The organism is Paenibacillus sp. W4I10 (genome assembly GCF_030816325.1).
In the GTDB taxonomy this organism is placed as follows: domain Bacteria; phylum Bacillota; class Bacilli; order Paenibacillales; family Paenibacillaceae; genus Paenibacillus; species Paenibacillus amylolyticus_B.
In genome coordinates this window covers 5,215,059-5,229,285 of record NZ_JAUSXX010000001.1, presented here as the reverse complement: position 1 = coordinate 5,229,285, position 14,227 = coordinate 5,215,059, and the positions used below count along the sequence as shown (strand labels likewise).

General features: G+C 46.2%; 11 protein-coding genes. All 11 read right to left on the bottom strand.

Translation table 11 applies throughout. The features are described 5' to 3' along the window. Window positions 1–217: 217 nt before the first annotated feature. The gene (locus QF049_RS23615) at window positions 218–1,504 is read right to left on the bottom strand and encodes an adenylosuccinate synthase (RefSeq protein ID WP_091012210.1); all 1,287 of its coding nucleotides are present in this window, start codon (window positions 1,502–1,504) and stop codon (window positions 218–220) included. A 444-nt stretch (window positions 1,505–1,948) separates the two neighbouring features. Beyond that, a complete protein-coding gene (dnaB, locus tag QF049_RS23610) occupies window positions 1,949–3,310 on the bottom strand; it encodes a replicative DNA helicase (RefSeq protein ID WP_036611922.1) in 1,362 nt (453 codons plus the stop codon). 1 nt (window position 3,311) lies between these two features. Continuing rightward, entirely contained in the window at window positions 3,312–3,755 is a 444-nt protein-coding gene (gene rplI, locus QF049_RS23605; protein ID WP_036611925.1) for a 50S ribosomal protein L9, read from the bottom strand. After that, complete coding sequence (locus QF049_RS23600) at window positions 3,752–5,743, bottom strand: DHH family phosphoesterase (protein ID WP_307540966.1); 1,992 nt, start codon at window positions 5,741–5,743, stop codon at window positions 3,752–3,754. Before QF049_RS23600 ends, rplI begins: the two co-directional genes overlap by 4 nt. Window positions 5,744–5,754: 11 nt before the next feature. Continuing rightward, window positions 5,755–6,675, bottom strand: a complete 921-nt coding sequence (locus QF049_RS23595; protein WP_243391271.1) for a DUF2232 domain-containing protein — start codon at window positions 6,673–6,675, stop codon at window positions 5,755–5,757. Further along, the gene (locus QF049_RS23590; RefSeq protein WP_036611930.1) at window positions 6,672–6,974 is read right to left on the bottom strand and encodes a MazG-like family protein; all 303 of its coding nucleotides are present in this window, start codon (window positions 6,972–6,974) and stop codon (window positions 6,672–6,674) included. The genes QF049_RS23595 and QF049_RS23590 overlap by 4 nt, the downstream gene beginning before the upstream one ends. Before the next feature lie 263 nt (window positions 6,975–7,237). Next, window positions 7,238–7,663 carry a CBS domain-containing protein gene (locus tag QF049_RS23585; RefSeq protein ID WP_091035263.1) on the bottom strand — a complete coding sequence of 142 codons (426 nt, stop codon included), beginning with the start codon at window positions 7,661–7,663 and terminating at the stop codon, window positions 7,238–7,240. Window positions 7,664–7,848: 185 nt separating this feature from the next. Then, window positions 7,849–8,880: an LCP family protein gene (locus QF049_RS23580; RefSeq protein ID WP_307540963.1), complete on the bottom strand. Its 1,032-nt coding sequence runs from the start codon at window positions 8,878–8,880 to the stop codon at window positions 7,849–7,851. Window positions 8,881–9,314: 434 nt separating this feature from the next. After that, window positions 9,315–10,904 (bottom strand): MFS transporter, encoded by a 1,590-nt coding sequence (locus QF049_RS23575; RefSeq protein ID WP_307540961.1) that lies wholly within the window; start codon window positions 10,902–10,904, stop codon window positions 9,315–9,317. A gap of 337 nt (window positions 10,905–11,241) precedes the next feature. Next, window positions 11,242–12,132 carry a D-alanyl-D-alanine carboxypeptidase family protein gene (locus QF049_RS23570; protein WP_307540958.1) on the bottom strand — a complete coding sequence of 297 codons (891 nt, stop codon included), beginning with the start codon at window positions 12,130–12,132 and terminating at the stop codon, window positions 11,242–11,244. Window positions 12,133–12,387: 255 nt separating this feature from the next. Further along, window positions 12,388–14,214: an oligopeptide ABC transporter substrate-binding protein gene (locus QF049_RS23565; protein WP_124118692.1), complete on the bottom strand. Its 1,827-nt coding sequence runs from the start codon at window positions 14,212–14,214 to the stop codon at window positions 12,388–12,390. Between the last annotated feature and the right edge of the window lie 13 nt (window positions 14,215–14,227).

Genomic DNA, 14,227 nt, shown 5'->3' with positions numbered 1-14,227 from the left:
TCTCTCCCTCCAATTATCCCACCCGTCTAACATGCACATGTCCGGGTCTGTGACTCTACTGTTAACCAGTATTGACGGAAATCTCGGGATTATATCCGAAAAACATACAAAAAACCTCCAGTCATCGCTATAAAAGCAACAACTGGAGGCTTAACATGCCTAAGTCGGCAGAGGATCCTATTTTATAATTCAAGAAACAATCTCTCTATTTCTTCGATTACTCGTAGATTGGAAGAACTTGATTTGTTTGCTCACGGTTACGACCAACGGAGAAGATGGCAATTGGAATGCCTGTCAGCTCGGAAACACGTTTTACATAATTCTGTGTGTTCACTGGCAGGTCTTCGAGTTTCTTCGCTCCAGTGATATCTTCGCTCCAGCCTGGCATCTCTTCGTATACCGCTTCACATTCTGCCAGCATTTTGAGGCTTGCCGGATAGTGTGTGATGACCTCGCCGCGGAATTTGTATCCCGTGCAGATTTTTACGGTTTCCAGACCTGTCATTACGTCCAGAGAGTTCAGGGACAGACCTGTGATTCCACTGACACGACGCGCGTGGCGAACAACAACACTATCGAACCAACCTACACGACGTGGACGTCCAGTTACCGTACCGTACTCATGTCCAGTCTCACGGATTTGGTCACCGATTGCATCATGCAATTCCGTAGGGAATGGGCCATCTCCTACACGGGTTGTGTAAGCTTTCGCTACCCCAATGACTTGCTGAATACGAGCCGGGCCTACGCCAGAACCGATACATACGCCACCTGCGGACGGATTGGATGATGTAACAAATGGATAAGTTCCTTGATCAAGGTCCAACATAACGCCTTGTGCGCCTTCAAACAATACTTTTTTGTCCTCATCAATATATTCGTTCAGAACAACGGATGTATCACGTACGTAAGGACGAAGAATTTCGGCATATCCGAGGTAATCTTGCAGAATCTCCTCAACATCAACAGGCTGGCCGCCGTAGACTTGCTCGATGACACGGTTCTTTTCTTTGACCAGATGACGCAGTTTCAGTTCGAAATCTTCAGCATCCATCAGGTCAACCATCCGAATACCAATACGAGCTGATTTGTCCATGTAACATGGGCCAATTCCTTTGCCAGTCGTACCAATTTTGTTCGGACCTTTGCTCTCTTCCTCCAGTGCATCCAATACCATGTGATATGGCAGGATGATATGTGCACGCTCACTGATGGACAGGTTCTTCGTTGTGAAATCATTGTCATGAATATAATTAATTTCTTCGATGAGTGCCTTCGGGTTGATAACCATTCCGTTACCAATAACACACGCTTTATCCGTGTAGAAAATCCCTGATGGAATCATCGTCAGTTTATATTTTTTGTTATCAATCAGAATTGTATGACCCGCATTGTTACCACCTTGGTAACGAGCCACCACATCAGCGCTCTCCGCCAAATAATCCGTGATTTTACCTTTTCCTTCGTCTCCCCATTGCGTTCCCACTACAACTACCGTTGACATAGTTAACATTCCTCCGTGGGTGCCTTGCGCACCTTTGTATTGGTCTGTCCGTCCTCTATCCCGGTAGGCATGTTAAGCAATAAACCGACTGAGAAGCGTGCTAACGGACAGTAAAAATGTCCTTCCGTTACATTCAAGGGAAGGTTTGCGCTGCTTTAACGCAGCAGTATTAGTGTACCAGTACCCTTTTTCAAAGTCAAATCAAATGGCGAACAATTAGATATAGTACAACCGTAATGTTCGGGATTTACCCATTATTTCAACAAAAAAAACCGGAGACTTCAGTCCAAGATTGCTTGACTGCTATCACCGGTTCAAGGATACCCATTTCAATGTGAATCTATATCTGGTATTTATAACACATGTTTGCGTTCAGTTGCTCTAATGGTTGATCTTCGGGACAGACGATTTTGCTTCCTGATCGAAGCCGTCAGCACCTGCCCTTTACATCGCGAAGGCGTCATTGTGCGCCCTCTCGTAATTGACGAATTTATTAAAGTTTTTCAGGAAGACCAGTTCCACCGTACCTACCGGACCATTACGCTGTTTGGCGATAATGATCTCGATAATATTTTTCTTCTCGGTCTCCTGGTTGTAGTAGTCATCCCGGTACAGGAATGCTACGATGTCGGCATCTTGCTCGATCGAACCCGATTCCCGCAAGTCACTCATCATCGGACGTTTGTCCTGACGTTGCTCTACACCCCGGCTCAGCTGGGACAAGGCAATAACCGGAACTTCCAGTTCCCGGCCAATCTGTTTCAGTGTACGTGAGATCTCGGATACCTCTTGTTGACGGTTTTCCCCTGCTTTACCACGTCCACTAATCAGTTGAAGATAGTCGATCAGGATCATGCCAAGGCCTTTCTCTTTCTTCAGACGACGGCATTTGGCACGAATATCCGCTACGGTAATCCCTGGCGTATCATCTATAAATATGTTGGCTTCTGACAAAGCTGCAATACCCATCGTCAGCTTTTGCCAGTCCTCATCACCCTTGAAATCACCCATACGCATCACGCTGGCATCCAGGTTGGCTTCCGCACAGATCATACGTTGCACCAGCTGGGCGGCTGACATCTCCAGACTGAAGATGGCTACCGTCTCCTGTGCCCGAATAGCAACGTTCTGAGCGATATTCAGGGCGAAGGCTGTCTTACCTACGGAAGGACGGGCCGCTACAATGATCAAGTCACTGCGCTGGAATCCAGCGGTCATTTTGTCCAGATCGATGAATCCGGACGGAATACCTGTCGTTGTACCCTTATTCTGATGAAGTGTTTCCACACGATCGAATACTTCCATCAGTACGTCCTGAATGGCTATAAAACCACTACTGGAGCGACGGTTGGAGATCTCCAGAATGCGACGTTCAGCTTCTCCAAGCATTGCTGCAACATCTTCGCCGCCTGTATATCCTTCGCTCACGATCTGTGTTGCCGTACGAATCAGGCGACGCAGCATCGATTTCTCTTCGATAATCTGAGCGTAATAGTCTACGTTCGCGGCTGTAGGTACACCATGGGCTAGCTTAGCCAGATAACTAACGCCCCCGATGTCCTCCAGCTCACCTTTATCCTTCAGAAGCGAAGTCAGTGTCACGAGGTCAATCGGTTGATTTCCCTCGCCAAGCTGGATCATCGCTTCAAAGATTAATTGATGGGGCTTATCATAGAAATCCTCGGTTTGCACCCGTTCCATCGCTGTAATCAGGGCCTCGCCCTGCAACAGGATTGCACCCAGCACGGCCTGTTCGGCTTCCAGGTTCTGCGGGGGAATCCGGTCAAATAACATTTCTCCGCCCATCTTACTCTTCCGTTACCTGTACTTTCAAGGTTGCCTTCACTTCAGGGTGAACCTTGACAGTTACTTGTGTTACGCCGAGTGTACGAATAGGCTCGTCCAGCTCAATTTTGCGTTTGTCTACTTTCAGACCCTTTTTAGACAAAGCTTCCGCGATCTGTTTGCTGGTAATTGCGCCAAACAGACGACCACCTTCGCCGGACTTGGCTTTCAGTTCAGTCACTTCTGCTTCCAGCTTCTTCGCAAGTGCTTCCGCTTCCGCTTTCTCTTCCTGTTTGAGTCTTTCTTCAGCCGCCTTCTGGTTATCCAGTGTCTTCATGTTCCCGTCCGTTGCCAGACGTGCGATTCCCCGTGGCAATAGGAAGTTCTGTGCGTAACCCTCAGATACTTCTTTCACTTGCCCTTTCTTGCCTTGACCCTTCATATCTTTTATAAAAATGACTTTCATTCGAACAGCCCCTCTTCCTTTTCGATTTCAGCCAGTACGTTCGTCAGCCGTTTTTCTGCCTCTCCAAGCGTTCCTTCAAGCTGCACGGCAGCATTCGTCAAATGCCCACCACCGCCCAGTCGTTCCATAACAACCTGAACATTCATGCGCCCCAACGATCTAGCGCTGATGCCAATCAATCCATCCGGGCGCTCGCTAATAACAAATGAAGCAGCTACGTCAGTCATGTTCAGCAATGTGTCCGCCACCTGGGCAATCATCATCTGTGAAATCTTACTGCCAGGGTCCGTGACCGCCAGCGCAATGTTTCCATATACCATTTTAGCATGCTTTATGATTTCTGCCTTAGCAATATATTCTGACAGATCCTCTTTCATCAACCGCTGGACCATAATGGTGTCCGCACCGCTACGACGCAGGAAGCCTGCCGCTTCGAACGTTCTGGACCCCGTGTGCAATGCAAAGTGCTTCGTATCCATCGTAATTCCGGCAAGTAGAGCCGTAGCTTCGAGCGGAGTGAACTGTACCTTGTCATGAATGTATTGCAAGAGTTCGGTTACCAGTTCGGCAGCAGAAGACGCATAAGGTTCCAGATAGATCAACACTGCGTCATTGATGAACTCTTCACCCCGGCGATGGTGATCCACAACTACGACACGGGTAGCAGACTGTACCAGTTTCGGCTCCATGGTCATGGAGGCCTTATGCGTATCCACCACCACCAACAACGTGTGCTCGGTCATCATCTGGGTTGCCTGTTCCGGTGATACAAATGCTTTGGACAACTTCTCGTCCTTGTTCACTTGCTCCATCATGCGTTCAATCGATGGATTAACTCCATCCAGAACAATCCGTGCTTCCACATTGTACAGACTGGCCGCTTTCCACACTCCGATGGATGCACCGATCGCGTCCATATCCGGAATTTTGTGCCCCATGATGAGCACCCGATCGCTCTCCTGCATCAGATCACGCAGCGCGTGCGCAATAACACGTGCTCTTACCCGTGTCCGTTTCTCTACTGCATTGGACTTGCCGCCATAGAATGACAGGCGTTGTCCGGACTTCACAGCAGCCTGGTCTCCACCGCGTCCAAGTGCCATGTCCAGACTGGATTGTGCCAGTTCTCCCATTTCGCTGATGCTATCTGATCCAAACGCCAGTCCGACACTGAGTGTCATTGGCACTTTGAGGTCAGCAGTCATCTCCCGAACTTCATCCAAAATGACAAATCGGCTCTGCTCCAGTTCCTGCAAAGACTTATGATTCAGCATCAACAGATAACGATCAGAAGACAGCCGACGCAGGTACACCTCATATTGCTTGGCCCATGACGTAATCTCGCTAGTCACACGGGCAATCAGTGCTGTACGCTGCTGGTCGTCCATGCCCTGGGCAGCCTCGTCCAGATTATCCAGAACGAGAATTCCCAATGCAAGGCGTTCATTTTCATATTTATCACGAAGAATGGCTAGCTCCGTAATCTCGTATACATATACATACCGCTCCTGCGGGTTATGAATAACTCCATAATGCCGATCATCCAACTGGAATTCGTCATGGAACTCCTTGGATGAATGTTCCTTCGTCCCATCCTTCTTCTCTTTAGGCTGAGGAAGTTTGGGAAACAAATTAAGTAGCGGATTACCCACCATTGTCTTCTCCTGGAACATCTCCGCGACAAAGCGGTTATGCCACTCTACCGTACGATCTTCGCTGTACAGCACAATTCCGAATGGAAGCATGCTGACCGCTTCCCCCTCCATCCGTTTGATCCGAATAGATAGGCCATTAATGTAGTCGTTAAGCTCACGGCGGAACGCGAGCTCCGCCTTAATCATGACGATTCCCAGCGCCGAAGCCAGTATCAGACTAATCAAACCAAGCGTCCAGTTATAAATGGTAACGAACATAACGAGCAACAGCAGCAGTATGAACGCCCATACGGTATAGTAGCCGTGCCAGCGTTTCTTCAGAAATTTAGGCATGACTCATCACCCTATCGTTTTGATTTCGATATTGCCTCACGAAGCGGGAACGCCAGATCGATAATTCCGATAATCCGAAGCGGACCAATGAAGAAGACCGCAGCCGCCAGAAAATATGGTATAACCGGATTCCATTTCTTTGTATGTGAGAGAAAGAAGAAGAAACCGATCGCTTGAATCATGAAGCCCAGATTAATTAACGGGGACAGATTCATGGCAATCATGGTCCAGTATGTTCCATCACTTTGTCTGGAGATCACTTCAATCAACAATGCGAGGAAATAATACCAGATCAACGCACGCGGCATACGCCATTCTCTCGCTGGTGGAAGTTTCGATACCACCACACCCATCACGTTCAGAATCGGACGAGCAATGGCGTGTGTAATAAAGGCCATTACCATCGATGTAACAACGAGAGCAAACGGAATCATAAGCTGTGTTTGTTTGGCAACATCCTCGGTCATCTCAGGTGTCCATGCAAACCCGTTGATCATCTGATTCGATGTATTGGTTAACGGTTCAATGGTCAATTTGACTACATCTTCTATATAACTGGACAGGTCGAATTGGAAAATGACACTGCCGACCAAGAGCAACAACAAGTATTCTGCCAACATCATGCCACTTCCCGCCATCAGCGCGAACAGGGCTGATTTGCGTGTTTTATACGCGTGACCCATAACGATCGCAGGCAGGGTAAAGATGAGCAGTAATAACAGATAGATGGGGTGGAATACGACCAAAATAACAGCTACGGGCACGAGATGCCATATAAATGATTTTAAAGATAATGAAGCATACAAAATAACTCCCGGAATCATCATAAAAAATATGGCAAGTACCGATAAAGGAGTTAACAGCGAAAGTAGCAAGAGCAGATAGACTGCGCTCCAAACAGCTGATTTAAAGCTAAATTTCAACAAATTCACCTCTTACGCATATGATCTTCTAGCGAGGAAATATCCTGGTACCAGTCTTCAAGCTGGTGACCTTCCTGTTTATGCTTTTTCAACTTCTCAACTAGCAGTGCATCCAGATCCTTGAAAGGAATACCGAGCCTGCGGCCCAATATGTAACTACTCATAATCAAACTGGCAAGACTGTCCCCGATTCGAGTTGTACTGCCTTCCCATAACGCCTTGAATAATCGGGATACCTGATCAAGCACTTCGGTTTTCAGCCATTCAATCACTTTAGCGCGTTTGGCTACATCCAGTTCTTTAGGCATTTGGCGAAAGTCACTCTCCCCGAAAAAGCTTTATTCTCGATTATAGCATAAAAAGAGGGCCCGCAAAATTACCCCAAAAAGCGGAGAAGTTCTCCGGAACTGATGTCAGGTACTTATGCGGAGTCCTCCGTACATCCTATCGACCTATATATTTGTAAAAAACTTCGAATGCGCCCTTGGTTCAGGACTTCTTAAGTTTAACATGATACCGGACGGCTGTGATTATCCCTAATGACACAATAATGTTTAAATTCGTAACAGCCTTACTTAGCCTTGATCGATTCTTTGGCTACAATGCCCTCGCAGTACTCAATAATCTGACTCCGTCTGACAATACCAATGAACCGATCCATATCATCGACCACAGGAACAAAGTTCTGAACTTTAGCCAGATTAATCAGGTCCTCCATGTTGGCGTCAATGGATACGGGTTTAATATCCAAGCGAAGTGGAACGTCTTTGAGCAAGAATTTTGAAGCGTTTTCAAATGAAATCTTTCCCTCGGCATTCTTCATATACCACAGTAAGTCGCCTTCGGTAACCGTACCAATATATTTGCCCTCTTTATTCAAAATGGGTACCGCCGTAAAACGATGATATTCCATCCGTTCCAACGTTTGCCGCAGCGTAGAATCCGACGTCACGCACGTAACCTCTTGTTTGGGTAGCAAAAAAAATGCGATGTTCATACCCTTGTGTATCCTCCTTGTGAATTTCTTCGTTCAACTTATCTCGCTCAACTTATATTATACGGATCAGAACGCAGGATGTTCCAAAAGGATAATAGTTCTCACTACAAAGAAAAAAAACAGCAGCCCGCGAATAAACGTACTGCTGATTGTGGTCTACAACACATCATTGGGTATGGAATTGGTTATTCAATCTTTTGCCGGTCAGGGATCATTACTTCACCGGCTGGGGTCGATTGATCCATCCAGTTGTTAATCAGCTCTTTGGCATATTGGACATCTTTCTCGTCAGCCTGACCATAATAGATACCGTCTTTTTTCATCCCCTCACCCAGAATGGTGAAGCTTGAAATCTGCGGTTTCTCCTGAGTAAGCACTTGTTTAGCCAGATCAATAATAAAAGAAGCTCGCATATCCGTCTGGAAGCTGTCTCCCATGATCTGAATCAATTCCGGAATTTTGGCGATTTGATTCAAATTCAGCATCTCATTCGCCATCGCGTTCAGGAAAATCTGCTGCCGCTTGGTACGATTAAAATCGCTATCCTCACGATATCTTACATAATACAGTGCTTCCTGCCCATCATAGATCGGCTTACCGCCTTCAATCGTGAATTGCACATGATCCGGGTTCTTGTTCACAATGTCCTCATCGATTGGCAGTTTTACACCACCAAGCGCATCAACCACTTTTTTGATTCCATCGAAGTTGATCGTTGCATAATAACCCACATCAGCATCAAGAAATTTCTCCACGGTATTGATGGACATATTCTCCCCACCAAAAGCATAGGCATGCGCCAGCTTATCATAATCATCTTCGCCGTCCTTGTTGGCATCCCGTCCTACAATCTGCACATACGTATCACGTGGAATGGATACTAACAGCACACGGGATTCCTTGGGACGAACTACAGCATAGATGACGGTATCGGAACGTCCACGCGTTTTCTCATAGGCGCGTTTGTCCGAACCGAGCAGTAACACGGAGAATGGTTCCTTACGGTATACCGTTGGATCAGGCGTATTGTTGCCTTCTTGCGGTACATAAGAGCGGGATAGCTGATCTTCCACCGAACCGGCGAGAAACAGATCAAATGCCGCTACAGCCAGTTGCTGACGGAACAAATAACCTCCGATTAACAAAACAACAAGTGAAACGATCGTTATATATAGGCCTTTTCTTCTTTTCTTCTTATCTTTAGTTCTGCTTTTCATCCATTAATTCCTTCTTCACTATCGAAATGATACTGCCTAATATATAAGTTTCATCTAATATTTACACTAAAAACGGAGAGGTCAGAAAAAACCTGAAGAAGCGTAGCGCTCGCCTTTATCACCGGATTTTTACCTTTGGAATAAGGAAATCAAAAAAATCTGGGGATAACAGCGATCGGAAGGTTATTCTGAACTCGCAGTGATGAAGTGTAACGATTCGTTCAACTTATATAATACCAATTAAACGTCTGGGATGCCTTGTGACTCGGTGTTCACTGAAGTTTTCTCTCTCTTGAATCAAGACACCGCTTACGCTCGTTCTATTGTAATCATTGCGAGAGCAAGAAAAGTTACAATCCGGTTAAATTGAAAAGAACAGCGGCTCCTTTTTAGCTACAAAAGGTACACTGTTCTCTTCATTTTCACATGCGATCCTATCCGTTCGTGGATACACTTTCCACATGATGACTCTTCTCTTTTTGACGCAGACGTCCCGTTATAAGCGCAGCTACCAGCGTAAGCACACTGAATACCACCGCAGACCAGAAAAGGCCATTGTAACCCTGCCCTGTCGTTTGATGCACTGCCTGGAGCAACACATCGCGGATACCTTCATCAGGAATCTGGGACAGGCCCTCTGTCAGACTGGAGACATCACTCCCTGATGCCCCTCCCGAGGCATATTGTTGTAGCATCTCGGGCGGCACCTGAATTCCTTTGTCAGCGAATCCTGCCTGAATGTTGGACCCCAGATTAATGAAAGAACGTGCCAGGAATCCGGCAAAAATGGTAGGTGCAATAGCCATCGCCATCTGGCGAAATAACGAGCTGGTCGCTACCGCGATGCCCTTGTTGTTCTCCCCTGCCTGTTCTGTGACAAGTACGTTAACTGGCGCACCAAGCATCATACCGAATCCAATACCTACGAGTGTACTCGCGATGACAAATTGCCAGATATGCTCCACCCATAGCGGGAACAGCAGAAATCCAATGGCAGATAGCAGCCCCGCAACGGATAACGTCCAGATTGGCCCTTTGCGGTCAACGAGGTATCCACCTCCACCTGCCCCGATGCCGGATGCCAGCGCAAGCGGAGTAAACCAGTACCCGGAAGCCGTATTGGATACGCCGAGATATTGTTCAACAAATCCGGGAATAAAGATCACCGAGGCCAGAATGGCTCCAGAGAAAAAGGCAATCAACAGCGTCCAGCGAAAGGACGCAATGCCCAGAAGCTGTGTCGATACAACAGGTTCACGTTCAGATCCTTCCAGCCTTTTTTCCATAAAGTAAAAGAGCACCAGAATGATTACACCTGCCAAGAAAAACCCGTAGAACATCGGTGATCCCAGGCTTTGAATCATGTTCACACCGTCCAGATTGCTGAAGCTATACATTAAACTGAGTACACCCAACGTTAGGACAGCAATGCCGCTCCAGTCCACTGCTGCACGATTAAGCTCCTGCTCTTCCTGAATAAATCGAATGCCTGCAATGAACAGCAGAATGGCGATAGGTACATTGATCAGGAATAACCAATGCCAGTTTCCAGTCAGATCCAGTATAAAAGCACCGACATTGGGTCCCAAAATAGCGGCAACACCATTCATACCTCCGAGCAGACCCAAAGCTGTACCCTGACGCTCCGCCGGGAACTTGCTTAATACGTATGAGCTGGCAATGATAAAAATCCCACCACCGCCCAAAGCTTGAATGACACGAGCAATCAGGAAAAAGGTAAACGATGTGCTCAGCGCAACCAGCAGGGACCCGATCCCAAACAACGCCACTTCAATCAAAAATAGTTTCTTGCGACCATAACGGTCCGACAGTTTGCCCGCGATAGGAACACTCACTGCAAGCCCAAGCGTGTAGAGCGTAATTGTCCATGCTCCCCATGTTGGCGACACACCAAATGATGCATTTAAGGTGGTCAGTGAAGAGGTGATGATCCCGTTATCCAGCGCAGCCATAAATACCCCTATGGCAAACAGGATTAGCGGCCATTTCATTTGTTTTTGCATCACATGATACCTCCCGATCAGATCGTAAATTCAGTATCGTACAGTTGGTTGGTACATATATATTAAAATGAGTTGAATAATAATGACTCACTGGTCATTTTAAAACAAAAGAAAACCATATGTCAATTTAATAATATGGTTATATGGATCAATTTACCTCTGGTTCGATAAAATAGAGCTGCCACAGGTTCAGTTGAACCTGTGAGACAGCCCTCATATCTTATCTCACGTACTAACGCTTGCGTAAGGTTTCAACGATCTGGTCTGACTGGGTTTGTTTTACAGGTGGATCATTGGCGCCTTGGAGGTCTCCTTGATGATGCCTATGTACGCCCTTTTATTTTGAGCCCGAAAATCCATAGTTGAACAACTTCCGAGTCTCCACAAAACGCCCTTCACGAGTATCTGTTCCAAATACAACTGAAATCAGTCTTTTGCCATCACGTTCAGCTGTCCCCACAAAATGATATCCGGAATCTTCATCATACCCGGTCTTCAATCCGTCATTCCCATCGTAAGCATACGGCCCACCAATGGAGGACAACATCCAGTTCGTGTTGCTCATGTACATCCCTTTTTGGTGCATTGATACCTGCATTTGACTGGAAATTCTTAAAATCTCGGGATGGTTATTCAGCAGATATCGCGCAAGCTTGCATGCATCCATAGCCGTCATTAAGGTCTGCCCTTGTATTTCCATCGGACGGTTAGGACCAAGCAGCTTTTCACTGAGGCCCGTTGAATTCGTGAATTGTGTATCCTCAGAAAGTCCAATCTGAGTTGCTTTCTGATTCATCTGTTGCACAAACCTCTGCTCTGTACCACTGATATGTTCAGCCAAAGCAACCGCTGCATCATTGGCTGAATAGACAGCCACGATCTCGAACAACTCCTGAACGGTGAATTGCTCCCCCTGTTTCAGGGTCAGTTGACTACCCCCCACGGAGCTGGCATACAGACTCACATTAACAAGATCATTCCAGCCTATATCACCATTGATCACGGCCTCCATCACTAGCAGTTCTGTCATCAACTTACTGACGCCTGCCGGGGCAATCTCATCGGAACCGTTATAATCCATTAAGATCTGTTCAGAGTTCATATCCATTAATACCGCAGATTCAGCTTTAATTCCCGGTTTGCCTACCAGCATGTCCGGTTTCACACCCAAATATATAATAAGCAAGAGAGCCAGCAGCATACCTGCCCGTTTCCACCATTTTTTCATAAGATGATCACCTCTTACCTATATAGACGAAGTAAAGGAGCATTTTGTCTGCACTTTTTTGAAAAAAAGTTAAATTTTTTTTATTTTTTGGTTACAAAAAAAACATGAACCCCCTACACCCATGCCAGAGTGTACAGAATCCATGTTTTTAAAGACACTTTTTATTCATTTTCCCAGGAGAATTCTTCATTAATAATCTAGCAACCGACTTCTTAAAGGACCCCAATCCTTACAGCTGCTAATTTAAGAATGTGTTTACTCAGCTACAACTGCTTTGTCTGCATTAACTTGCAGGTCGCTCAGGTAAACGCCTGTTCCATCACCAATCGCATAGTTCATTACACGTTTGTTAACTGGTGCTACAACTGCACGATACAGTGTAGGGAATACAGGAACTTCATCTACCATGTATTGTTGCCATTGATTGTAGATCTCTTTACGCTTGTCTACATCAAATGCTTCAGCAGAGATACCTTGTGCCAGCAATTTGTCATTCTCTTCGCTGGAGAATCTGGAGAAGTTATAGAGTGCATCGCGGCCATATAGACCAGATGGATCTACGTCAATACCAACGCCCCATGCGGCTTGATACACATCAATGTTCGGATCATCTTTACCTGTATTACCTACACGGTCATAGAAGCTGTTGAACTCAACCATTTCGAGGTTTACTTTCAATCCAATAGCTGCCCATGATTGAACATAATAACGAGCCAATGGTTCAGCTGTGTCTCCACCAGTCATGGATACAAAGTTGATTTCGAGTGGTGTTCCATCCGGATTCGTACGGAATTCACCATCCAGTTTGTAACCAGCTTCGTCGAGCAATGCTTTCGCTGCTTCTGGATCATATGCTACACCCGGATTGTTGGAATCATGGAATTCTGGGTGAGACGGTGGAATCAGGGTTGTTGCATTCCAACGCAGGCCATTATAGAAACGTTTACCTACTTGATCGTTATCTACAGCCATCCACATTGCTTTACGCAAGTTTTTGTCGCCCATTTTCGCTTCGGCATTGCTTTTAACTTTTCCGTTCTCTTCATCCCACGTACCCAGTTTGAAACCGATGTACGTATAAGCACGATCGATTGTGCCCAGGAATTCTACGTTGGACAGGTTAGCATTGTCTTTGTATTGATCTGTCGGGAATGCATCCACGAGATCTACCCCGCCAGATTTCAGTTCTTGAACAACCGTTGTCGGGTTGATAACTTTCAGAGTTACACCATCCAGTTTTGGAGCTCCACGCCAGTAGTCATCGTTTTTAACAAAAGTTACAGACTCACCTGGAGTGATGACATCCACTTTAAATGGACCAAAACCAATTGGTTTTTCACGTACTTCTTTGGAAGAAGACATTTTTGCTACATCCATATCTCCGAAGATATGTTTAGCCAGCGGATATGTCCATACGCCACCTGTCAGCAGGGACGGAGTAGATTCTTTATACGTAATGCTGATTTGTTTGTCGCTCAGCACTTTAATACCAGAGATTGTTTTTGCTTTTCCAGCATGATACTCGTCCATACCTACTACACTAGTGAAGTTGGAGTCGTAACGTGGACCATCATACGCTTTGTTACCGATAACTTCATAAGCAAACTGCAGATCTTCAGCCGTTACCGGCTTGCCATCATGCCAGTTTACATTGTCGCGAATGGTCAGTGTGAACGTTTTGCCATCTTCGGAAGTCTCATATGTTGCGGCACCATCATTGGTGTACACATAGTCTTTATCCCAAGTCAGCAAGCCTTCATCGAACCATTGAAGAACCTGTGCATCCGGGTTACCGGAATAGAAGTTAAAGTTCAGTGTACCTTCAAAAGCAGTATCCGATACAAGTCCGAATGTAATCGATCCACCCTCGATCGCAGTACCCTCATTCGTTTTGACATTGTTGAAGTCTTCAATGGAGTAAACGCCCTCTTCATTAGCGGGTTTTTCCTCCGTTTTTCCCTCTTCTGTGTTGGAAGCTGGAGCTGGAGTAGTTGCTTCTTTCTCAGAGCACGCTGCGAGCACCAATACAAAGACCAACATCATCGTGAAAAATAGTCCCCGTGAAAATAATCCCTTTTTCATGAACCTTTCCTCC